This is a genomic window from Bremerella cremea (assembly GCF_039541315.1).
Classification (GTDB): Bacteria; Planctomycetota; Planctomycetia; order Pirellulales; family Pirellulaceae; genus Bremerella; species Bremerella cremea.
Genome location: NZ_BAABFZ010000003.1, coordinates 2192546 through 2215013 on the forward strand (window position 1 = coordinate 2192546; position 22468 = coordinate 2215013).

Annotated in this window: 17 protein-coding genes; 11 read left to right on the forward strand and 6 right to left on the reverse strand. The window is 57.4% G+C overall.

Translation table 11 applies throughout. The features are described 5' to 3' along the window. Positions 1-107: 107 nt before the first annotated feature. Both ABD890_RS11085 and ABD890_RS11090 read left to right on the forward strand, forming a co-directional pair. Positions 108-923 (forward strand): 3'-5' exonuclease, encoded by an 816-nt coding sequence (locus tag ABD890_RS11085; RefSeq protein WP_345088765.1) that lies wholly within the window; start codon positions 108-110, stop codon positions 921-923. Positions 924-942: 19 nt separating this feature from the next. Then, the gene (locus tag ABD890_RS11090) at positions 943-2220 is read left to right on the forward strand and encodes a glycosyltransferase (protein ID WP_345088767.1); all 1278 of its coding nucleotides are present in this window, start codon (positions 943-945) and stop codon (positions 2218-2220) included. A 29-nt stretch (positions 2221-2249) separates the two neighbouring features. Here ABD890_RS11090 and ABD890_RS11095 read toward each other — a convergent pair whose 3' ends face one another. Then, a complete protein-coding gene (locus ABD890_RS11095; RefSeq protein WP_345088769.1) occupies positions 2250-3392 on the reverse strand; it encodes a formylglycine-generating enzyme family protein in 1143 nt (380 codons plus the stop codon). A gap of 115 nt (positions 3393-3507) precedes the next feature. On the opposite strand from ABD890_RS11095, the gene ABD890_RS11100 reads away from it, so the two are divergent. Then, positions 3508-4485 carry a HEAT repeat domain-containing protein gene (locus ABD890_RS11100; protein WP_345088771.1) on the forward strand — a complete coding sequence of 326 codons (978 nt, stop codon included), beginning with the start codon at positions 3508-3510 and terminating at the stop codon, positions 4483-4485. A gap of 3 nt (positions 4486-4488) precedes the next feature. Here the strand turns inward: ABD890_RS11100 and ABD890_RS11105 are convergent, their stop codons facing one another. Next, on the reverse strand, positions 4489-5190 hold the full coding sequence (locus ABD890_RS11105) for a hypothetical protein (RefSeq protein WP_345088773.1): 702 nt from the start codon (positions 5188-5190) through the stop codon (positions 4489-4491). Positions 5191-5372: 182 nt separating this feature from the next. Between ABD890_RS11105 and ABD890_RS11110 the strand changes: the two genes are divergently transcribed. Further along, the gene (locus ABD890_RS11110) at positions 5373-5711 is read left to right on the forward strand and encodes a four-helix bundle copper-binding protein (RefSeq protein WP_345088775.1); all 339 of its coding nucleotides are present in this window, start codon (positions 5373-5375) and stop codon (positions 5709-5711) included. Positions 5712-5822: 111 nt separating this feature from the next. On the opposite strand, the gene ABD890_RS11115 is transcribed toward ABD890_RS11110, so the two are convergent. Beyond that, positions 5823-6821, reverse strand: coding sequence for an endonuclease/exonuclease/phosphatase family protein (locus tag ABD890_RS11115; RefSeq protein ID WP_345088778.1), 999 nt, complete (start codon positions 6819-6821; stop codon positions 5823-5825). 181 nt (positions 6822-7002) lie between these two features. On the opposite strand from ABD890_RS11115, the gene ABD890_RS11120 reads away from it, so the two are divergent. Next, positions 7003-8250, forward strand: coding sequence for a HEAT repeat domain-containing protein (locus tag ABD890_RS11120; protein WP_345088781.1), 1248 nt, complete (start codon positions 7003-7005; stop codon positions 8248-8250). A gap of 12 nt (positions 8251-8262) precedes the next feature. Here ABD890_RS11120 and ABD890_RS11125 read toward each other — a convergent pair whose 3' ends face one another. Further along, positions 8263-8661 (reverse strand): hypothetical protein, encoded by a 399-nt coding sequence (locus tag ABD890_RS11125; RefSeq protein WP_345088784.1) that lies wholly within the window; start codon positions 8659-8661, stop codon positions 8263-8265. 106 nt (positions 8662-8767) lie between these two features. Continuing rightward, positions 8768-9130: a DUF2237 family protein gene (locus tag ABD890_RS11130; RefSeq protein ID WP_345088786.1), complete on the reverse strand. Its 363-nt coding sequence runs from the start codon at positions 9128-9130 to the stop codon at positions 8768-8770. A 397-nt stretch (positions 9131-9527) separates the two neighbouring features. On the opposite strand from ABD890_RS11130, the gene ABD890_RS11135 reads away from it, so the two are divergent. The 4 genes from ABD890_RS11135 (at position 9528) to ABD890_RS11150 (ending at position 17148) form a co-directional block, all read left to right on the forward strand. Then, positions 9528-11312: a tetratricopeptide repeat protein gene (locus ABD890_RS11135; RefSeq protein WP_345088789.1), complete on the forward strand. Its 1785-nt coding sequence runs from the start codon at positions 9528-9530 to the stop codon at positions 11310-11312. A 157-nt stretch (positions 11313-11469) separates the two neighbouring features. Further along, positions 11470-13737: a hypothetical protein gene (locus tag ABD890_RS11140; protein WP_345088792.1), complete on the forward strand. Its 2268-nt coding sequence runs from the start codon at positions 11470-11472 to the stop codon at positions 13735-13737. 202 nt (positions 13738-13939) lie between these two features. Further along, on the forward strand, positions 13940-15103 hold the full coding sequence (locus tag ABD890_RS11145) for a formylglycine-generating enzyme family protein (RefSeq protein ID WP_345088795.1): 1164 nt from the start codon (positions 13940-13942) through the stop codon (positions 15101-15103). A 509-nt stretch (positions 15104-15612) separates the two neighbouring features. Next, positions 15613-17148: a sulfatase family protein gene (locus ABD890_RS11150; protein WP_345088798.1), complete on the forward strand. Its 1536-nt coding sequence runs from the start codon at positions 15613-15615 to the stop codon at positions 17146-17148. 251 nt (positions 17149-17399) lie between these two features. Here ABD890_RS11150 and ABD890_RS11155 read toward each other — a convergent pair whose 3' ends face one another. Beyond that, complete coding sequence (locus ABD890_RS11155) at positions 17400-18281, reverse strand: hypothetical protein (protein WP_345088801.1); 882 nt, start codon at positions 18279-18281, stop codon at positions 17400-17402. 633 nt (positions 18282-18914) lie between these two features. Here ABD890_RS11155 and ABD890_RS11160 point away from each other — a divergent pair. Together ABD890_RS11160 and ABD890_RS11165 are read left to right on the forward strand one after the other, a co-directional pair. Further along, positions 18915-19280 carry a cupin domain-containing protein gene (locus ABD890_RS11160; protein ID WP_345088804.1) on the forward strand — a complete coding sequence of 122 codons (366 nt, stop codon included), beginning with the start codon at positions 18915-18917 and terminating at the stop codon, positions 19278-19280. A gap of 311 nt (positions 19281-19591) precedes the next feature. Beyond that, positions 19592-22411, forward strand: a complete 2820-nt coding sequence (locus ABD890_RS11165) for an outer membrane protein assembly factor BamB family protein (protein WP_345088807.1) — start codon at positions 19592-19594, stop codon at positions 22409-22411. The last annotated feature ends 57 nt before the right edge of the window (positions 22412-22468 follow it).

Consider the following 22468-nt stretch of genomic DNA (forward strand, 5'->3'; position numbering starts at 1 on the left):
TTCCCACCGTGGGTTGTGTTAGCCTGTAGAGATCTAATCGCAGGCGCAGCCTGGCAAGCCACTGCCTGTCACCGATTTCTCTCGACTTCTCTAGGAAAGCAAAGCCAATGTCGGAAGCCGCCGTTCGGTACCTCGTGTTCGATGTCGAATCCGTCGCCGATGGCAACTTGGTATCGCGATTGAAATACCCCGACGAAGGGCTCCCGCCACAAGAGGCGGTCAATCGGTTTCGGGCGGAGCTGCTAGAAGAAAAGGGAAGCGATTTTATCCCCTACACCTACCAGGTGCCGGTCTCGGTGGCGATCGCCAAGCTCGACATCGAACTGAACCTGATCGACCAGGTGGTGCTCGACGCCCCTGCCTTCCGCCCGCCGGTCATTACCGAACACTTCTGGCGGGGCTGGAAAGCGTATCGCCGGCCAACGTTCGTGACGTTCAATGGGCGATCGTTCGACATCCCACTGATGGAGCTGGCCGCGTTCCGTTTCGGCTTGAGCGTACCAGATTGGTTCAATCTGAACGCCAAGAACTTCGAGCAGTCTCGTTATCGCTACAACAACGAAGCTCACTTCGATCTGTACGACATTCTGACCAACTACGGTGCCAGCCGATTCACGGGCGGTTTGAATCTTGCGGCCAACTTGCTGGGGAAGCCTGGGAAGATGGAAATCGAAGGTTGGATGGTCCAAGACCTCTACCACGAAGGCCAGCTGGAAGAGATCAACGAATATTGCCGCTGCGACGTGCTCGACACCTACTTCGTGTTCCTCCGCTGCTGCGTGCTGCTGGGGAAGATCACACTGGAGCGCGAGCAGGAACTGATCCACCAGACCAAGCATTGGCTGGAACTGCGAACCGCCGAGACTCCCATCTATCAAACTTATCTCGATGGCTGGGGCGACTGGGAAAATCCATGGGAATAAGACGGCATCGGTTGGCAGCATGAAGATTGGCCTGCACTGTCCCGAAGTGCCAGGGCACCTGAACCCGCTGACGACGCTCGGCAGCGAACTTCAAGCCCGCGGTCACGACGTGATCTTTCTCGGGTGCCGCATGGCGGAACCAATCGTCCGCCGCGCCGGCCTCCCTTTTCATGCCCTTGGTCCTGAAGACGAATTTTCAGACCAACTCGAAGCCTCGTTTTGTGCGCTGGGCAAAGTCACCGGCACCCAGGGAATGCTGCTGACCGGAAAACTGTTTGGCATTCAATCGACGCTCGTTCGCCGCTACTTACCAGAAGCATTAAAAGCTCATTCGTTCGATGGGCTAGTGATCGATCAAGTCGCCCCCGCATGTGCTGTGGAAGCCGAGCGTTTGGCGATTCCCTATGCCGTCGCCTGCAATGCCTTGGCCGTTTACTGGGATCCGCTGATTCCACCACCTCCATTGGCGTGGGATTATCGCACCGACTGGTTCGGGCGTGTCCGCAATCAAATGGCCAAGCATGCGGTGCTCATGGCGTATCGTCTTTTGGCTGGGGAACGCAAGGTTGGCGTCGATCCGCTAAAGCTCATTCGAGGTGGCGACCCGGCCCTGGTTCACCTGTCGCAACAGCCTCCCTTCTTCGAGTATCCCCGGACCGCCTACCCCCAGCATTTACACTTCACCGGACCATGGCATCGCGCGGCCCGGGATGATCAGGCGATCGACTTCCCGTGGGATTGGCTCGACGGGCGACCACTCATCTATGCGTCGATGGGAACCCTCCAGAACGCGGTGCCGCATGTCTTTCGCGCGATCATCGATGCGGTGAAAGATTTGCCGGTGCAGCTAGTGCTGAGCAAAGGTGGCGGCGAGGTCGATGTGCCAGGCAACATTCCGGCGAATATCTTGCTCGTCGAGAAAGCTCCGCAGTTACGCCTGCTGGAAAAAGCGAGCCTGGTGATCACGCACGCCGGCATGAACACCACGCTGGAATGCCTGGCGTATGGCGTGCCGATGCTTTGTTTACCGGTCACCAACGATCAGCCAGGCGTCGCCAAACGCGTCGAGTACCATGGCAGCGGCCGCGTGATTCCGGTGCAGAAGGTAACGACCAAGCGGCTTCGCGCAGAGCTCGATCGGCTGCGAAACGATCCGAAGTTTCAACAGAAAGCTGACCAGTTTCAAGCCGACATCGCCTCGCGCGATGGCCTAGGACTGGCGGCCGATCTGATCGAACAAGCATTCCGCACCAGGCAACCGATTACCAATCAGCAACACCCTGAGCCGGTGCGGTGAACGCTTCGCAACCGAGGTAGATTCCGGGGTTACTTCACGGCGGAAAGATCTGGCTCGACGAAGCCTTGCACCGCCCGACGCTCCTCAAGCTGATCTTCCACGTCCTGCTTGAGTTGCGGAATGTCAGGCAGATAGTATTTCGCCGCTTCGATCGGTGGTACGTCTCGAAGTGGCCGCATCACGCGGAACCCGATGCAATCACCGGGATAGTCGGTATACCAGTGTGGGCTGAGGGTAAACATTGGGTCTTCCGACTTCCATCCTTCGTCGTCGCTCCCTAGCTTCGCCGCCAGACGACAAAGCGCCGCACCATCATCCCAGCTTCCCCCCTTCCGCATCAAGGGATCGATTTGCGTGGGCCACAATACCGACTGAAGCGCCGTCGGTCGTTGGCCTGCTAAACGCTGATAGCCTTCGCTCGAATATTGATCGAGCACCCATTCCCACACATTGCCATGCATGTCGTACAGCCCGAATGCGTTCGGTTTCTTCTGCTTGACGAAGTGTGGCGACTCGTCGGAGTTGTCGACAAACCAGCCGTAGTCGGCCAACTGCTGTGGATCGTCTCCGAAATGATACGCCGTTTCAGCCCCGGCTGCGGCGGCGTACTCCCACTCTGCCTCACTTGGTAGGCGATAGGTATGCTGGGTCAACCGGCTGATCCACTTGGTATATTGCCGGGCCGCGAAGTTCGTCAGCATCGTCGCTGGTAGCCGTTCGTCGGTACCATGCACATAGACGAGCGATGGGTCGTAGATCATGGTGGGCGAAGTGATGGCCTGCACGCTCAGCTTCTCGAGCAGATCGCGATCGAAACCTTGATCCCGAAACTGACGTTCCAGATCTTGAAAGGCTCCGTATTGCCCCCAAGTCGTTTCGGTTTCCGCGATCCAGAAAGGAGCCACCCTGACTTCGACCTCAGGCCATTCTGCCGGTGTATGTCCAAATTCCGATCTTGGACTTCCGAGTCTTACCGTGCCGCCAGGAACCGGAATCATCGTGATGACTGAGTTCGATGTCGGCAACGCGATCTCGTAGGGCACCATGTACCCACCTTCGATGGCAACGCAGGGTCCCTTCTCAGGGCGTTCCGCTTGGACTCCCACGGTCTCGGCACGCACCGTTTCGACAAGCAGCAGCAATAAGAGTGTCGAGAACGTAACGCGATTCATGGTGCTTCGACCGCCAATGGTTTCCGGCGAACAAACAAGCCTTTACGATATCGCCTGGGGAAACCCCTGGTCAAACAAACTTGCATCCGCGTGCCCTCCCCTTTTGCGAGAATCCATGAACGACGACATCGTCGGCAATCAACTACGCCAGTTGCGACTGCTGGAAGATCGACTCGATCAGCCAGAGGCCCGTCGTGAAGTGCGGGCCGCGTTAGGGAATGCCTCGAATCAAGTCGTGAAGCGAGCCGCCGAGTTGATTGTCGATGCGAACGATCGGGACGCAATCGAATCGCTCGTCAAAGCGTACTGGCGGTTGAAGCGAAACCCGCTCAAAAAAGACCCCGGCTGTCTTGGCAAAACGGCCGTGATCAAAGCGTTGGCTCATTTAGAGTTCGCCGACATCGACCTCTTTCGCGATGGCATTGCCTTTGAACAAATCGAACCGCTGTACGGCGGCGAGGTCGACGCGGCTGCCGAACTGCGGGGACTTTGTGCCATCGGTCTGACGCACTTCGCACCGACGGCGGAGGTATTGAATCGCTGCGCGGTGCTGCTGGTCGATCCCTGGCCGGCGGCTCGTTACGGAGCGGTTCAAGCGATCGGCGTTCTCGGGGTGCTGGAAGGGGCTCCGCTCTTGCGGCTGAAACTGTTGGTAGGTGACGACGAAGCAGACGTCATGGGCGAGTGTTGTTCATCGCTGCTCAAGATCGAGAAGACCGACGCTTACGACTTTCTGCAGCCCTTCCTGCTTGATGGCGACGCGGACATCTGCGTTCAAACCGCCCTGGCGATTGGCGAATCGCAACTGTCGGGAGCGTTCGAGAGATTGCGAACGGCGTGGGGTCGTCGCCCGGAACTCGCGGCACGCGAAAGCATTTTGCTTTGTATCGGTCTGTTGCGATCGACCGAATCGCAGTCATTTCTGCTGTCGCTGATTCACCCGCGGGATCTCCGTACGGCCAGCGATGCGGTGAAAGCTTTGCGACTGCACGGAGCAACGGAAGATCTGCGCCAACGCGTGGAAGAGGCCGTACAGCAAGTCGACAGCGAACCACTGCTACGCGTCTTCCGGGAGGAATGGAACGGGCAGTAGTCGCTACGGAGCGAACGGATCTTCAACCCATATCGACTGAAACGAATCGTCGGATCCCGAGAGTGCATTGGGATCGAACGGGTCTTCTGTGGTGAATGAATCCGGGTAAAGCTCGTGAATATCCTCAGCAGCCAACGCGGCCTGATCCTCCGGCGTGACGAGCGGAATGAACTCTTCGAATTCCCCCGGAAGAATCAATTCGACTTCGGGATGTCGAGTCACGAATTGCCGAGCGGCTTCCTCGACCGCCGCAATTCGCTCGCGAGCCTCCGCCGGCTTATCCACCCCGTCGAAAAAATTAAGACTCAAATGAATCGACTTCAGACAACGAAACGATTCGAGATGCTCGATAAGCTCTGGATCTGCCTGACTACCTAATTCAATGGAGTGAACCCGGCGAAAGAGTGCCAGTTCTCCGTCGTCCGACGAACGAGTCCGCCCCAGCCATTTCGACATCCGGTCGGGAATCTGCATACCAGGTGCCGGATCCGTTCGAACGATCACATCATACCAGTATTCACTGAGATCAATGGTCCCGCGACGATCCACCAATAGATACGTACCACGCAAACCGGACTTGATGCGATTCAGTGCGGCCTGCTCGGCGGCACAAGCACGAACGTTGGCGGCATACCATCCACAACCTGCGGCCAAGATTCCTATCACGACCAAAAGTGTCCGCAATCCGATCCGAAATCTCATCATCGGCATCCTTTGGCAAACCAAACGTTCGATTGATTCCGAGCATCCATCATCGCCCGTTGTTACAACCACTACAAACATTTCGTTGTCAATGTTTTCCTATTCAATGGCATAGAGGTTGCGACGGTATCGTTATCGGCTGGCTTTGAACTTCCTATTTCTGAACACGAAGGAGGAAAACGACTATGTCGACTAGCAAATATGCCGAATGTATCCGCCTTTGTATCGAATGTGCCCAGGCCTGCGAGCATTGCTCGGACGCCTGCCTCAGTGAGCCCAATCCCTCCAAGATGGCTGACTGCATCCGCACCGACCGCGACTGTGCCCAAATTTGTTGGGATGCGGCAGTGTTCCTCAGTCGCGGTTCGCAGTTTTCCAGCGAGATCTGCCATGTATGCGCCGACATCTGCAAGGCATGTGCCCGCGAGTGCGCGAAGCATAAGATGAATCACTGTCAGGAATGTGCCGATTGCTGCCGTCGCTGTGCCGATGCATGTGACGAGATGGCATCGGTCGCTGCATAAGGATTGAATGTCCAACTCGCACGTTGGTCATCTCCGCCCCCGATCCTCAAGAATCGGCCAGAGAACTTGGGGATTGCGGGGTGGGTATTCACTTCTCCGCATCGCTTAGCATTAGCGGACGTTTGCCGGAATGTTCGTCAGAGGTCCCTGCGGGGCGCCTCCTTCATAGATGCTGAACTCGGCCCAGATCGGTAGATGGTCCGAAATCTCTAAACCTTCGGCCAGCGTCAGATTGTATTCTCGCAGAAAGTCAAATAGTCCGCTCCGTCCGGTGTATTCGGTCGTTGCGTGACGCTGCATGAAGATGTTGTCGTACAACGCTGTCCCACGCGTGTTGGTTGTCGTTCCGCTGATCGCCCAGGTAATTCCCGGGATCGTTGCGAGCTGACCAATCTGCGATTCGTTGGCGTTAAAGTCGCCGAGCAGAATCACGTCGTCTTCGCCACGTGGATCATCGCGGACCGCGCGGAAGACATCGTCCATCACGTCCATCTCTTGGGCGACTTCATCCGGATCGACGTGCACGTTCACCAGCGAAAAGGTAAACGCCTGACTCGGATCAGGGCCTCGGACACGGAACCAGGCCACCAGCGGTTCGCGATGGAGCACATCGAGGGGATCTTCCACGGTATAGACCTGAGATCGATCGACCTGGAGGCTGGCGGTATCGAAGATGTAGGCGAACTGCTCTTTGCTTTGGGTCCGGCCCAGACGTGGACCAATCACATAGTCGTAATGCCGTCCGGTGGCGTTGATCATCTCGATGAAGTTCGGGATCAAGCCTTGATCGCTCGCCCGGATCTCTTGGATGGCGACCACGTCGAATTGACGAATGATTTGAACCAGCCGGCTGGCGACTTCCGGTTTTTGAAGTTTGGCGGTCCCAAAGACCTGGATATTGAACGAGGCGATCCGAATGGTGTCCTGCTTACGGGCCATGGCCGGCACGGCAGTCGGATTATTGGTCGAGGTCGGAGTCGTAGCGGCAGGCGCAGCACCGCGCGGAACGACCACCAGGTTGTCGAACCCTTCGATGCGATAGTTCTGAAAAAAGAACCAAGCGCCGGCACCAGCGATCACTGCCAACAGCAAGGCACTTGTCCGTCTCACCGCCAACCTCCCTAAGATTCCGTCGACTCTTCTGTTCCCACCCGCGCACAACGGGGGCGGCAGACCTTACCGGAAAGTCAGGTACCAAATCCATATCATTTCATGCGGAAATCGTTGTCGAAGATGCTATCAGTGCCTATCCTGAAGGTGCTTATCCTTTCTCGTTTCGGAGACTTCCCTGGTGCACCGCGCGGTTATCAGCTTCAGCCTGCTGATCTTTTTCGCGCTGCCGCTTCGCGCCGAACGTCACGTGGTGCAGCTCACCAACGGGGGGCAACTGGAAGCGACTGCTAGCACCGATTCGGAGATCGCCAGCGAAGGCAATGTCGAGCTGAGCTTCGAGGGTTTTGGCTCCGTCATTCTGCCGGGACAAATGATCGCGCAAATCGAAGCCCCGGCGGTGACCGAAGACGAATACTTCGACCAGGCCTCGAACTTCGCCGACTCGATCGGCGATCAATGGAAGCTGGCTCTATGGTGCCGCGAGAAAAGGCTCACCTTCCCGTTCGAGCGTCATGCCCGGCGTGTGCTGGAACTCGATCCTAACCATGCCGAAGCCCGCAAGGCACTCGGTTACCAGCGCCGCGATGGTCAGTGGGTCAGCCCTAGCGAGATCATGCATCAGCGGGGGTACATCCGCTTTGACGGCCGCTGGATGACCAAGCAGCAGGCCGCCTTGCTGGTCGCAGAGCAGCGGCAAAAAGAACAACTGATCGACTGGAAACTGCGGCTACATCGTTGGCGTCAGCAACTCGGCAAAAGCAATGCCCCAGAAGTCCAGATCGACTTTAACACGCTGCAAGATCCCGACGCGATCCCTGGGCTGATTCAATTGCTGGGGCAAGAAAGCGAGAAGGAACTGGCCCTGCTCTACATCGAAACGCTCGGCCGGATCAACAACCCGCGCGCTCGTAGCTTTCTGATGGAGAACGCCGTCTATCAGAACAATCCGATCTATCGCGATGCCTGTTTGCGGCAAGTCTTGGCCCAGCGCGACCCGCATATGGTCGAGTTTTTCGCCAACTTGCTGAAGAGCTACGACAACATCATCGTGAACCGGGCGGCGTTTGTCCTGGCGGAACTCGACTATCCGACGGCCGTCTTTCCGCTGGCGGCGGCCCTGAATACCCAGCACCTGGCACCCCATTCGTCGCGTTACACCTACTTCTATACGACCCTCAAGCCAGAGTCCCGTTTCGATATCGACGGGCCGAAAGAGTCCTACCGCATGCTGACGCTGGAAGAGTTCATGGGACGCAGCAAGAATTCGTACGATACGATTCGTGTGCCGAACCAGGGCGTGCATCTGGCCCTGCGGCATTTATGCGACGGGCAAGACTTTGGCTTCAATCCCGAGGCCTGGAAGGCGTGGTACCAGCAAGAGCACGCCCCCAAGTCACCATCGATTCGATTGGCTCGCGATCAGTAAGCGGCGACCGTCTTAGGTCGCTCGATCCCCTTTGATCGGCGTCAGGGTCTCGTCGTAGACCCCGTTCAGCGAAGGATCGGTCCACTTTCCTTCCAGCGTCCCATTGTCTTTGATCTTGTACAGCAAGACGCCGATCGCGGTTCCGTTGACCGTTTTCACCGTCCAGGCCACGCTCAGATAGCCATCGTGAATGAAACCGATGCCGGCATACTTGGTCTTATCGACGGTCCAGGTCAACTGATACCCCTTCCGAACCTTCTTGATTTCGACCACCCCTGAATAGGGCGTCCCTTGGTCGGAAGTTCCCTGGCAGCGATACATGCCACTGAGATCGGCCGGGGCGGCATCAGCGGTCGAGGTGGCCAGCAGCAGAATCAGCGAACCAAGAACAGCAAGCGAAAATCGGCACATTGGGGGGAACCTTCCAGCCTCTCGGATGCAACGGATCAGTTTTCGGACTCGTTGCACTGTAGAAAGTCTGGTGGCCAATGGGAAGGAAAATCCCCCCTAACAGCGTTTACTCAGGGACTGCATGGTTTTGCAGGTCTTCCAGATCGACGAACTCGAGCGTAGAGATATGGGTCGCTTCCAGCACCACCGCCGGAGCCACGCCCGCCTCGAAGGCTTCTTTCCACCGCAAAGCACATAAACACCATCGATTACCCGGTTTAAGGCCAGGGAAGCCATACTCAGGTCGAGGTGTGGAAAGGTCATTTCCGACCTGCTTCGAGAACGCCAGGAAGGACTCGGTCATCTCGCTACAAACCAGGTGCAGCCCCAGGTCTTCGGCTCCGGTGTTGCAGCAACCATCCCGGAAGAAACCGGTTAGGGGATCGTGGCTGCAATCTTGCAGATCGGTTCCTAGTACATTTTTGGCCATCGTTTGGTTTGCCTTGACATAGATTTAGATAGGGCACGTACGCATCCCGTCGACCGGTCATCTTATCATGGCCTCTCGTGTCGCAAGTCCCCACCGCTCGGCAACTTACCCCAAATGGGCGGGACCTAGTCCAAAACTTGCAATTCGAGCGTGAGCCAACTACGATACGCAGATGCCATGGTCCCGGCTCCGGGACTGAAAGATGAAACCTTGCGCGGGCCATGCCTGCCGATCAGGTTCTCTTCAAGGACGAGGGACGAAATGACCTAACATTTCGTCGGGCGAATGGTTTCGCCAGGCGTATGCCCCGAATGCGCGTCCACTTCCCACAAAGTCTCATTACTTTTGCGCCCCTCGAGCGCGGCCAACCGAATTGGTACCCAGGGAGTTTTTATTGATGACGAGGAACGTTATCGCCGGCGGACTGTTGTCCTGCTTCTGTCTGCTAATGAACATATGTGCAATTCAAGAAGCATCTGCCCAAGACTCCGTTCTGACCGAACTTTATGGTCGCGGTGTCCACGCTTACTTCCGGGCCGACTATCCTGAAGCGCAAAAGCTGCTGGAAACGGTCGTCCAAGAGGGAACTACCGATCCTCGGGTCTACTATTTCCTCGGCCTGTCGAACTACGCCATGGGTGACGATCAGGCTGCCGAAGCCGACTTCACCAAGGGTGCCCAACTGGAACTCTCAGGAGCGACCTCTTACCCAGTCGGCAAGTCGCTGGAACGGGTCCAAGGTAACGCTCGCCTTTCGCTGGAAAGCTTCCGCGAAAAGGTCCGCACCGAGACGTTTCTGAAGAAGAAAGAACAAGAGCGTGCTCGTTACGAAGCACTGAAGCGTCAGGAAGATCAGATCCTGCGTGGCCGTCCTGCTGCCGACACCAAGGTTCCTGTCGACGTTCCGATGAACGACGCGACCGATCCTTATGGTTCGCAAGATGCCGCCGCCGTGCCAAAGACGCCACCCGCTCAGTCGGCCCCGCTGCCAGAAGTCGACAGCAACACCGATCCATTCGGTAGCGCCACGCCAATGCCAACCACGCCTGCTCCAAGCGATCCGTTTGGTGGCAGCGCTCCAATGCCGGCCGACCCTGCAGCTCCTGCGGATCCATTCGGTTCTGCTCCGATGCCAGCCGATCCAGCTGCTCCATCGGACCCATTTGGTACGGCACCTGAACCGGCAAATCCTTCGGCCCCGAACGATCCATTCGGAACCGCTCCGGAACCAGCCGATCCTGCGGCACCTTCCGATCCTTTCGGTAACGTGCCAGAACCAGCCAACCCCGGCGATCCGTTCGGTGCTGCTCCAGCTCCTGCGATGACGCCAGGCGGCGACGATCCATTCGGTGCCGCGACGCCTCCGGCAGCAACGCCACCCGCCGCTGCTCCTGGTGCCGATCCTTTCGGTGCTGCTCCAGCTCCAGCGATGACCCCAGGCGGCGACGATCCATTCGGTGCCGCGACACCCCCGGCAGCAACGCCACCCGCCGCTGCTCCTGGTGCCGATCCTTTCGGTGCTGCACCAGCTCCGGCAATGACGCCAGGTGGTGACGATCCGTTTGGTGCCGATGCCTCCGCTCCGGCTGCGACGCCATCGGGCGGCAAGAAGAACCCTGTCACCGCGGCGTTCGGTGCTTTGGGCGATGCTTTGATCCCCAGCGTGAAGGTTCCTAGTGTTCCTGGCGTTGGTGGTGGTGCCGGTCCTGGCCCTGCCAACTCGATGCCTTCGGACGATCCATTTGGTGCCGCACCGCCAGCCAACGACGACCCATTCGGCGCGACCCCTCCAGCGAATGACGATCCGTTCGGAGCAACTCCACCGGCTCCAACTTCGCCAACGCCAAACCAGCCGTTTGGTGTTCCTTCGGCCGCTCCGAGCACGACCGTTCCTTCGGGCAACGATCCATTCGGCGCTGCACCTCCTGCTGCCGGTATGGCTCCTGGTGGTAGCGATCCATTTGGTTCGGCTCCAACGCCAAAGCCGATGCCGAAGCCAATGTCGCAGGATTCGAGCGACGATCCATTCGGGGCAACGCCTCCGCCGAGCAACGATCCGTTTGGTGCTGCTCCACCAGCCGCCGATGATCCTTTCGGAGCGACGCCACCTCCAGCGTCCGCACCGGGTACCGATCCATTCGGTGCCGCACCTCCAGCAATGGACGATCCTTTCGGCAACTAAACTGGCGAATCGCATCGCAAGAGACTTCTGCATATCCCGAACAACGGCGCGTTTTACTTGACGCGCCGTTGTTTCGTTACGGACAATAGGGCGAGCCTTTCTTCCCTCCTGCCCTGCCGCGACTCGCGGACTTTCCCACCCAGAGGAAACTTGTCTCATGCTGCGTTCTGCAACATTGCTTGGCCTCGCGTTGATCGCCTGTTTGCCGGTCACTGTACTGGCGGCTCCACGAATCGATGCCGTTTCGCTACGTGGCATCACTATTGGTGAAACGACGCGTTTGACCATCACCGGAAAGCAGCTTGGCCCTGAACCGGAAGTTCACTTCGACTTCCCCACGGCCGCTATCCGCGTGCTGCCAGAGTCGACCGCCGATCGCTTGGAACTGGAAGTCGATCTGCCGGCCGACACCCTCGCAGGGCATGGCCACGTGCGGGTCGCTTCGGCCAGTGGTATTTCCGCCCCCGTCACGCTGGGCGTCGACCGTTTGCCCAATGGCCCTTTCAGCGAAACGATCACCACGCTTCCGATCGCGATGACTGGCAACCTGGCCGGGGCACAGCTTTTGACCTCCACCTTTCAAGGTAAGGCTGGTCAGCGGGTAGTGATCGAAGTTGAAGCTCAGCGGATCGGCAGTAAGCTACAGCCGCTGGTCAGTATCGTCGATCAGCGCGACACGCAGCTTGGTTATTCGAGCCGCGAGGTCACCGCCCAGGGAGATGCTCGCCTGGTGGTCGACTTGCCGGCCGATGGCCCTTACACGATCAAGCTTCACGACGCGCAATTTCGTGGAGCCTCGCCAGGTTACTTTCGCTTGAAGGTGGGAAACTTTGGCTTCGCTGATCTCGCGTTTCCGTTAGCCATTTTCAAAGCGGAAGATGCCAATGCATTGGCGGCGATTGGTGGCCTGAGCGACGATCCAACGATCACGCCTTCGCTGGCGATGCCTCTGCCGACAGAAACCTTGATGGCGACGCTTCCGGTCGAGTTCAGTGGAAACTTCTCGGGACCGCAGCCGAGCGTTTTGCGTAGCGACGTGCCAGAGTATCACGAAGTTGCCGATCGCGATCCTGCTGCTTCGATCGGTCCGGCTCCGCTGGGAATCAGTGGCATTTTGCGGGAACCGAAAGAACGGGATGCGTTTCTGATCGATGTCACCCCAGGCACCAAGTACCGCGCCGAAGTCTTCGCCCAACGCTTGAACTCGCCCGTCGATGCTGTGCTTGAAATTCGCAAACCAGACGATGGCATGCTGGCCACGTCCGACGATCAAAACAACACGCCCGATCCCGCGACGATGTTCGACGTGCCCGCTGGGGTTAACCAGGTGAAGATCGTGGTGCATGATGTCAGCTACTCGGGAGGCGACGCCAACGTCTACCGCGTGCTGGTAACTCCGGCGAATCATGCCGACTTCACGCTGACCACTTCGCAGCCGAACTTGAATATTCCGGCAGGCGGCCATGCGGTTCTGGAAGTGATCGCCCAGCGGCGAGGCTATGGTGGCCCGATCGAGCTTGCGTTCCCGAACCTTCCGAGCGGGATCGAAGTCGGACTGAACGAAATCCCTGCCAAGGCCGATCGAGCCCTGGTCACATTCACCGCTTCGGCCGACGCAACGCAATCTGCCGTCGGACCGATCGTCGGCAAGGCGGTCGCCGGCGGTCGAACGATCGAGCGGCTTGCGGCAGCCGGCACCTCCAAGGCGACGGTCGGACTCGCGCCGCTTGATACCGATCTGGGCATCGGTATTCAGCGAACCCCTGCATTGACCTTGGCCTGGCAACAGCCACCGGCGGCGAACGCACTGGGCCTGGGGCAGTCGACCGAGGTCGGCGTGACCGCGACCCGTGGAGCGAATCAAAAGGGGCCGGTTCGCTTCTCGCTGGAGACCTCGCAGGTCATCCCACAAGACAAAGGGAAACCAGACATGTCGAAGGCGATTCGCATCGCAGGAAGCCCGGTCCTCGCCGCCGATCAATCGGAGATGAAGCTGAAGATCGTCGTGCCAGAGGCGCTGAAAGACATTGCCTGGGATGTCGCTGTGAAAGGGGAACTGCTTTCCGACGATCAAAAGCAAGTTCGTGCGACGGCCTCGACCGGAGCAAGCCGTCTGACGCTTGGGTCGCCCGTTTACCTTGCCTTAAGCGGCGAAACGATCGTCCGCTTGAAGGGGAACATCACCCGGGCAGGCGGATTCGGAGAAGCGGTCACGGTCGCTCTCGAGGGGCTGCCTGGCGAAGCGAAAGCGGCTCCTGTCGAGATTGCCGCGGACAAAACGGAGTTTGTCATCGAAGTGATCCTCCCCCCCGGAATGAAGGCCGAACAACTCGGCAATGTCCGTTTGATCGCCAAGAGCAAGCGTAATGGGGCGGAAGTCACCAGTAATCAAGTCGGCATCCGACTGGATTATGGGGTAAAATAAACCAAGCCCCCTCTCGGGATGGAAATTTCTTAATTTCCCGGGAAATCATCCGGTAAGACGAGCGGTTTATGCCTATACTGAAGCTGCTCGAAGGTTCCCCCGCCTGAAATTCCGGAATCCTTGAGAGTCCCACGAGGGTGCTTCCCACCGTCACTCGGGCACCCCGAATGAGATGAACATCCGAACAAGAGAGAAAGAGCGCATGCACAAGTTTGTCTTGACCTTGGCAATGGTTTGCTTCGCGGCAGCATCCACCTCTGCGGCTGAGGTAGTTGGCATCAGTCCGAACAAGCCAGAGTCGGGCCCATTCGTGAAGATCGACGAGGGCTACATGGTCCCTTACGAGATCACCATTCCTGGGACCGACGTCAAATTGAAGATGGTTCCTGTTCCTGGCGGCACGCTGAAGCTGGGCAGCCCAGAATCGGAAGCAGGCCACACCGCCGCGGAAGCTCCGGAAATGGACGTCGAGATCGAACCATTCTGGATGGCTGAACACGAAACGACCTGGAAGCAGTACAAGCCTTACATGGAACTGTACCAGCAGTTCAAGAAGTTCCAGGCCGCTGGCGTTCGCAAGGTAACCGACGACAACAAGATTGACGCCATCACCGCTCCGACTCCGCTCTACGAACCAAGCTTCACGTTCGAGCATGGCGAAGATCCGGAACTGCCCGCCGTGACCATGACCAACTACTCGGCTCGCCAGTACACGAAGTGGCTCAGCGGCGTGACCGGCATGCAGTATCGTTTGCCCAGCGAAGCCGAATGGGAATTTGCCGCGACCGGTGGTTCCAAGACGGCCTATCACTTCGGTGACGACGCCGAACAACTGGGCGACTACGCCTGGTTCTCGGGGAACTCGGACGAAGCACCTCATCTGGTCAAAGGTAAGAAGCCGAACCAGTTCGGTCTGTACGACATGCACGGCAACGTGTGGGAATGGGTTCTGGATCAGTACAGCGAAGAAGGTTTCGCTCGCCTGGAAGGTAAGAAGCTGAAGGCTCTCGACACGGTTGCCTGGCCAAGCGAACCCGATCCGCTGATGGTCAAAGGTGGCGGTTGGGACGACGACGCCGAAAGCTGCCGCGCCGCTTCCAAGATGGGTAGCAGCGACGAAGACTGGAAGCAGGAAGACCCCAACGTTCCGCTGAGCCCATGGTGGTTCACCAGCTATCCATCGACCTGCGTTGGTTTCCGCGTCATTCGTCCTTTGCATGAAGTCGAAAAGAAGGATGCCGACAAGTTCTATCGTCCCGAAATCGAGTTCCTGAATCTCGACGTCGGCGATCGCCTGATCGAAGGTCGCGGAATTCTGGGGCTGGTCGATCCGGAACTGCCAGCCGCGATCAAAGAATCGGAATAGTCTCCGATCACGATTACACAAAGCGAATCGGTACTTTTGCCGATTCGCCAACGACGATAATCCAGTAGCCAGATCGAACCCGTTCGACTGGCTATTTTGTTGTTCGAACACAGGCCGTTCGAACGCGTTCTATTGGCACTTCTGGCCAGCTCTTTCTTACGCCGTCGCTGCTGCAAAATGGTAGCGTGCGGACTTGAACCGTCTTAGGCGAACCCCCTGCTGTGCGGTTCACTCATGGGCATTCCTGCGTCGCGTGAGCACCCCCGATGCGCCTGTCTTATTTCACCGATTGGCTAGTTGCTTTCCGCTGAAATAGAAGGCACATTTTTAAGAGTTCATAACGGTATTGCTTAATAGTTGTCGTTGAAAATTTGACGCGCTACGCGGCAGCACCCACAATGAATTCCTGCCCATCTTCGGCCTGACCTTTCGAGGTTCGCGCACAGGCCAAGCGGCTCCTCCGTTGCCTTGCTTCACTTCCCCCCCCCTCGCTTAGTCAGGAGATCTCCATGACCGCGACCCTTCGTTTTCTTCTTCCCATGCTTGGTCTGGTATGGCTTGCCAGTCCATGGTGCGCGAGCCAGGCTGACGCGGCTGATACGCCTGCGGCCAAGCAGCCCAACATTCTGTTCATCATGGCCGACGACCACGCTTACCAGGCGATCTCGGCTTACCCAGGCGCCCTCAACAAAACGCCTAACATCGATCGTATTGCCAACGAAGGGATGCGGTTCAATCGCTGCTACGTGACCAACAGCATTTGCGGTCCTGCTCGGGCCGTGATCCTGACGGGCAAATACAGCCATCTGAATGGCTTCTATCAGAACGGCAACCGATTCGACGGCAGCCAGATGACTTACCCGAAGTTGTTGCAGAAGGCAGGCTATCAAACGGCTGTCGTTGGAAAGTGGCACTTGGAAACGGACCCGACCGGGTTCGACTTCTGGAGCGTGCTGCGTGGCCAGGGTCCTTACTACAATCCGCAGATGTTGACGTCGGATGGCCCGAAGAAGTTTGAAGGCTACACGACCGACATCATCACCGATATCGCGCTCGATTGGCTGAAAGAGAAACGCGATCCCAACAAGCCATTTCTGCTGGTCTATCAGCACAAGGCCCCCCACCGCAACTGGATGCCAGGACCGAAGTACTTGAACAAGTACGACGACGTCGAGTTCCCAGAGCCTGACACCCTGTTCGACGATTACAGCAATCGCGCTTCGGGTGCGACCAATCAGGACATGACGATCGTCAAGACGATGAACGCCAACGACCTGAAGCTGACGCCAGCGCGTGGTTTGACACCCCAGCAAAAGAAGCTGTGGGACGCCGCTTACGGTCCGAAGAACAAGGCGTTTGAAGAAGCCAAGCTGAAGGGGGATGCGTTGGTTCGCTGGAAGTACCAGCGTTATATCAAGGACTACCTCCGCTGCATCGACTCGGTCGACGAGAACGTGGGTCGGGTGCTCGATTACCTCGACGACGAAGGTCTCGCCGAGAACACGCTGGTCATGTACACCTCGGACCAAGGGTTCTATTTGGGCGAACATGGCTGGTTCGACAAGCGTTGGATGTACGAAGAATCGTTCCGCACGCCGCTGCTGGTTCGCTGGCCTGGGCATGTCAAAGCAGGCACGGTCAGCGATGCCCTGGCAATCAATCTCGACTACCCGGAAACGATTCTGCAAGCAGCCGGCGTCGAGATCCCGAATGAGATGCAGGGCTTGAGCCTGATGCCGGTGCTGACCGGGGATGGTAAAGCTCCGGCCGATTGGCGGGACTCGTTGTACTATCACTATTACGAGTTCCCCGGTGCCCACAGCGTGCCGCGGCACTACGGTGTTTACGATGGCCGCTACAAGCTGATCTATTACTATCAGCTCGACGAGTGGGAACTGTTCGATCTGCAGCAAGACCCGAAAGAAATGGTCAGCGTCTACGGCAAGCCTGACTATGCCGACGTGCAGGCCCAGATGCACGAGAAGCTGAAAGAACTTCGCGAGAAGTATCAGGACGACACGCCGCGGAAGGTTGCGAAGAAGTAAGCATCAACTCGGCAAACTTTCAAAACGATGGCTACGTCCTACAAGGCGTAGCCATTTCTTTTTGCCCATCCCCTGCGAGGCTTGGATGGATGTTTGCTGCTACCTTTTGAGGGACGGGTGAACTAGTTCATCGCCTCTTGTCCCTCGCTTTCCTATGGGAGTGAGGGTTGAAGCTTCGATGCGCGCACAAAAAAACCTGGCTGAGTTTCCCCAGCCAGGCTTTTTGTTTTTTCTAGCAGGTATCGCTGGGCTTAGTTAGCGGCCAGACGACGACGAGCTGGAACGAAGGTCATGGTGTCAGCCGGAACTGGAGCCGGTGGCATCATGTCAGCTTCGGTAGGAGCACCAGCTTCAACTGGAGCCGAGTAGGTAGCACCACAGCCGCAGCTGTCGCCGCAACCAGCGTCGCAACCGGTGTCACATCCGCAGCTCGACGAGCAGCAGCTCTTCTTGCAGCAGAACAGACGAGCGATGGCGTCCTTCAGCGGGGTGCAGCTCTTCTTGCAGCCACACTTGCCAGCGAACAGGCCGCAGCTCTTCTTGCAGCACGAACCGCAAGCTGGAGCACCGCAGGTGGCTTCTGGAGCACAACCGCAAGCCGATGGAGCAGCACAGGTAGCTTCTGGAGCACAACCGCAAGCTTCTGGAGCTGCACAGGTGGCTTCAGGATCGCAACCGCAAGCTTCTGGAGCGGCACACGAAGGTTCGCAACCACAAGTCGACGAGCAGCAGCTCTTCTTGTGGCAGCTCTTCTTGCAGCAGAACAGGTTGCTCAGAGCGTCCTTCAAAGGAGTGCAGCACTTCTTCTTGTGACACTTTGGAGCACAACCACAAGCCGATGGAGCGGCACAAGTGGCTTCTGGGGCACAACCGCAAGCTTCAGGAGCAGCACAAGTGGCTTCTGGAGCACAGCAGGTTGGTTCCGGAGCACAGCAAGTAGCTGCAACCGGAGCACAGCAGGTCGGCTTTGGCATGCAGCAGCGCGGTTTTGGCGAGCAGCATTTTGGAGTCTGGCAGCAGGAAGTATCGCAACCACAGCCGGTACCCAGCATCTGGTTCAGAAGACCTGCGGCATTGGCCTGGCTACACACAAATGCGAGCACCAGCGTTGCCAAGAGAGTGTTCAGTTTCATCGAGTCATTTCTCCTTCTGAGTGGTGGACTCTATATCCCATTCATCTCAGTCACCAGGCCGGCGCTCTCGTGAACAATCACGGTATGCGACTACCACGCCGCGATTGCTCGCACCCCAAGGCCTGTCCGTTTGGCGGGTTGGACAACATAACCTCAAGAGATTGAGCGTGTAGTCGAACCTGTTGAACTAAGTTTCTTGGTCTCTATCGTCCCCACAGTCCTCTGTCTAAGTTTCGTCGAGCCAATCCTTGACCCGAATGTTCCCCATCGAAACTTGACAGCCCCTCATGATCCGCCAGAGGGAATTCCGTTTGGTTTAGACACATCGTGCAGGTATGTCTGACAGTCCGTATCGGCGTAATGACAGGGGCGGCTTAATCACTCGGAACCAATTTCAGCTACTTGGTTTACCTCTTCGGTTGCAGCAACTTTTCCCGACACGCAAGACAGGCAAACCTTAACGGTTATGCGTGCGAGCCAGGCGTTAAAGCTTGCCAAAAACGACCGCAACAACACCGCAACCCGCACAGTTTAACCTGCAGCTATCAGTGGCCCCTCGCCCTCGTGGCAAGTAGAATATGCGGCCACACGCACTCCGATTTTTCTCTCTGCGAATGGTTTAACGGACCCACCATGACTCAAACCCCATCGACCAAGGGATACGAAGTCGTCGACTTTGCCAGCATTCCCGGTGTTCCTTGCCCATGTGGAACCGCCAAACGCGGTCTGGCCGACGTGGAAGACTATCCCGGCACGATTCATGTGACCGAAATCTCGCTGGAAGCGAAGGTCCACTACCACAAGCAGCTCACCGAGACCTACTTCTTCCTGGAATGTGGCGAAGACGCTCAGATGCAACTGGATGACGAGATCATTCCGGTTCATCCCGGGATGTGCATCATGATTCGCCCTGGTACACGACATCGGGCTTTGGGAAAGATGAAGATCGTGAACATCGTCTATCCCAAATTCGACCCGGAAGACGAGTGGTTTGACTAAGTCGGGAATGTCCTACGGGGGGACAGAGCACGTTTTTCCCGTCGCTGGGGCCTGCCAGCTGGGCCGTTCTAAGGCGTAAACGGCTCGAATTTCTCGGTTTTGCCCGCCAAATGACCTCTTATGCCCCGGCCAAACGCCCCGCTACCCTCCTGTTGGTTTTGGGGCACCTCAATCGGGCTAAGTGCTAGCCACGTTACGGTTTTCCTCCCTCGCCAGGTCTGTGCAACCAGGAGATTCCTTGCATAGACGTTTAAACAGGTATAAGCTTGAGGCTGCGAATCGACCTTCCCCCCAACGATTTAGAGATCCCTATGTTCAGGCCCAATACACTCCGGCAATATCCAACGGCGGCCACAGCGACGTTGGTGCTGTTTCTGTCCCTGGTAGTTGTCTCACTTGGCTGTACCCCACCCCCGACCGGTCGGCCGTCGACTTCTAACACCACGCTCAATCCAAATCCCAACACCACCATCCCGCCGTCCAACGTGACGTCCCCGGCCAAACTGCCTTTGCCTGACCAGGTTCCGGTAGACGAAACCGAGATGGCCGTCGAAAACTCGAAGGTCACTCCTGCTAAGAGCAGTGAAGAATTGACCCCGGTCGTGACGCCTGACGAAAAACCAGGTGTCACCCTGGTGGATGAAAACGCAGCCGTACCTGCCAAGCCAAGCGAAGAGCTGACGCCACCTTCGGTTACCGACACGCCAGCCGACGCCGAAATGAAGGCGGAAGAGGCGCAGGAAGAGGTCAAGAAGGAAGAAGCGGGCAAAGAAGAAGAGAAGCCAGCTCCGGAAGCAATGACCAAGTCGGATGCCCCTGCCAAGGAAGAAGCTCCGGCCGAAGAAGACAAGAAGCCAGAACCAGTCGCAGAAGTCGCTTCGGCGAAGATGACGACGACCGCTGCCTCGTCGACCACCGACTCGAAGGCAGATCCTCAAGACTGGCTTTACTGGCGTGGTCCTGAATTCAACGGCATCAGCCGTGCAACCGGTTTGCCAGAAACCTGGGACCCTGCTGGAGGTGAAGGCAGCAACGTCCTGTGGAAAAGCGACGATCTCGGTACCCGCAGCACCCCTGTCGTGATGAATGGCAAGCTGTTTGTCCTGTGTGCTGCCGAGCAAGGCACGCCACGCGAAGGGGAACGAGTTGTCTGCGTCGACGCCAAGACGGGCGAACCGATCTGGGAAAACCGCTTCAACGTTTATCTATCGGACGTGCCTGTCGAACGCGTCGGCTGGTCGGCCGTGACTGCCGATCCGGAAACCAATACCGTGTTCGCCCTGGGCGTCTCGGGGCACTTCCAGTGCATTGATGCCGATACCGGCAAGACCATCTGGGTCCGTAAGATGCACGAACAGTTCGGTATGCTGACCACGTATGGTGGTCGTACCAACTTCCCAATCGTCTACGAAGACCTGGTGATCATCAGCGGGATCGTGATTGGCTGGGGCGACATGGCGAAGCCAGCACATCGCTTCCTGGGGATGAATAAGAAGACGGGCGAAGTCGTCTGGTTCACCGAAACCACGCCACTCCCTTACGACACCACCTACAGCGCTCCGAGCATCAAGATCGTTGATGGCATTCCTCAGTACATCATCGGTGCTGGCGACGGCAAGATCTGGAGCATTCAGCCGCGTACCGGTCAGCACAACTGGAGCTTCGCGTTTGCCGCTCGCGGTTTGTACGGAACGCCGATCATCGAAGGCGATACCGTCTTCATGGCTCAGGGGGAAGAAAACGTCCAGCCGAAGGAAGTCGATGGCAAGATCGTGATCGACGTGGCCAACACCATGGGTGCTGTCGTCGCTGTCGATGCCACCAAGAAGGGCGACATCTCGATCACCGGCCAGAAATGGAAAGTGGTCGAACTGAACGGTAACCGTAGTGCTCCGCTCTATGTCAACGACAAGCTGTACGTGATCGACGATCGTGCCAAGCTATTCGTTCTCGATCCGGAAACCGGTGAAGAACTGTTCAAGAAGACGGCGCTCGGCACCAAGATGTTTGCCTCGCCACTCTATGCGGACGGCAAGATCTACACCATCACCGAAAACGGCCGTTACTACGTGCTTGGTTTGAAGGAAGATGGCGAAGTCGAAATCTTGACCAAGGGCCGCTTGCCCGATGGTGACGCCCTGGGCTCGCCAATCTGTGCTCAAGGTTTGATCTATTTCCCAACCACGACCGCGTTGTACTGCGTTGGTGTGGAAGGCAAGGAAACCGGCTTCAGCGGTCTGCCAGAGCAGCCGAAGGAAGTGCCGGTTTCGGAAGATCCAGAACCAGCAACCGTTCAGGTCATTCCAGCCGAAGACCTGATCTACCCTGGCGACAAGATCGACTACCAGGTCAAGCTGTTCAACTCGCGTGGTCAATTCCTGAAGGATGCCGAATCGGTTGACTTCAGCGTCGAAGGCCCAGCGAAGATCACTGAAAAGGGTGAACTGACCGCCAACGCCGACGCCAGCCATGCCCCGGCTTACATTAAAGCCAAGGTGGGTGAACTGACGGGCGACGCTCGTATTCGTATCGTTCCGCCACTGCCATGGGCCTTCGACTTCGAGGGCATCAAGATCGACGAAAAGTCTGGCAAGGGCGAACCACCGATTACCTGGGTCGGTGCTCGCTACCGTCACGTCGTTCGCGATGTCGATGGCAACAAGGTGATGGTCAAGATCACGACCATTCCGAAGGGTACCCGTAGCCAGTCATGGATGGGTCACACCGATCTGCACGACTACACCATCGAAGCCGACGTCATGGCCCAGGAACAGGAAGGTCAGCTGCCAGATATCGGCCTGATCGCTCAGGGCTACGAGTTCATCCTGATGGGCAACGAATCGAAGGCCAAGGCGATGACCTGGATCACGCAGCAGCGTATCGCCAAGGGAGTCGACTTCAAGCTGGAGCCAACCGTTTGGTACCACATGAAGCTGAAGGTCTCGAACCAGGAAGATGGAACCGCTAAAGCCCAGGGTAAAGTCTGGAAGAAAGATGAAGCGGAACCAGAAGAATGGACGGTCGAGATCGTCGACGATGTTCCGAACACGACCGGCAGCCCAGGACTCTTTGGTAACGCCAAAACGGGCGAAATCTTCCTGGACAACATCAAGGTGACCCCGAATAGTTAATAAGCCGGGTCCCTCCTAAACTCATCCCTCCTAATCACTGATTCACGTACGAGCATA

Excerpts from the sequence above, each read along its gene's own strand:
- ABD890_RS11135 (WP_345088789.1), top strand. The coding sequence starts at position 9,528 with ATGACGAGGAACGTTATCGCCGGCGGACTGTTGTCCTGCTTCTGTCTG.
- ABD890_RS11095 (WP_345088769.1), bottom strand. The coding sequence starts at position 3,392 with ATGAATCGCGTTACGTTCTCGACACTCTTATTGCTGCTGCTTGTCGAA.
- ABD890_RS11085 (WP_345088765.1), top strand. The coding sequence starts at position 108 with ATGTCGGAAGCCGCCGTTCGGTACCTCGTGTTCGATGTCGAATCCGTC.
- ABD890_RS11130 (WP_345088786.1), bottom strand. The coding sequence starts at position 9,130 with ATGGCCAAAAATGTACTAGGAACCGATCTGCAAGATTGCAGCCACGAT.
- ABD890_RS11100 (WP_345088771.1), top strand. The coding sequence starts at position 3,508 with ATGAACGACGACATCGTCGGCAATCAACTACGCCAGTTGCGACTGCTG.
- ABD890_RS11125 (WP_345088784.1), bottom strand. The coding sequence starts at position 8,661 with ATGTGCCGATTTTCGCTTGCTGTTCTTGGTTCGCTGATTCTGCTGCTG.
- ABD890_RS11110 (WP_345088775.1), top strand. The coding sequence starts at position 5,373 with ATGTCGACTAGCAAATATGCCGAATGTATCCGCCTTTGTATCGAATGT.
- ABD890_RS11150 (WP_345088798.1), top strand. The coding sequence starts at position 15,613 with ATGACCGCGACCCTTCGTTTTCTTCTTCCCATGCTTGGTCTGGTATGG.
- ABD890_RS11155 (WP_345088801.1), bottom strand. The coding sequence starts at position 18,281 with ATGAAACTGAACACTCTCTTGGCAACGCTGGTGCTCGCATTTGTGTGT.
- ABD890_RS11090 (WP_345088767.1), top strand. The coding sequence starts at position 943 with ATGAAGATTGGCCTGCACTGTCCCGAAGTGCCAGGGCACCTGAACCCG.
- ABD890_RS11145 (WP_345088795.1), top strand. The coding sequence starts at position 13,940 with ATGCACAAGTTTGTCTTGACCTTGGCAATGGTTTGCTTCGCGGCAGCA.
- ABD890_RS11105 (WP_345088773.1), bottom strand. The coding sequence starts at position 5,190 with ATGATGAGATTTCGGATCGGATTGCGGACACTTTTGGTCGTGATAGGA.
- ABD890_RS11140 (WP_345088792.1), top strand. The coding sequence starts at position 11,470 with ATGCTGCGTTCTGCAACATTGCTTGGCCTCGCGTTGATCGCCTGTTTG.
- ABD890_RS11165 (WP_345088807.1), top strand. The coding sequence starts at position 19,592 with ATGTTCAGGCCCAATACACTCCGGCAATATCCAACGGCGGCCACAGCG.
- ABD890_RS11160 (WP_345088804.1), top strand. The coding sequence starts at position 18,915 with ATGACTCAAACCCCATCGACCAAGGGATACGAAGTCGTCGACTTTGCC.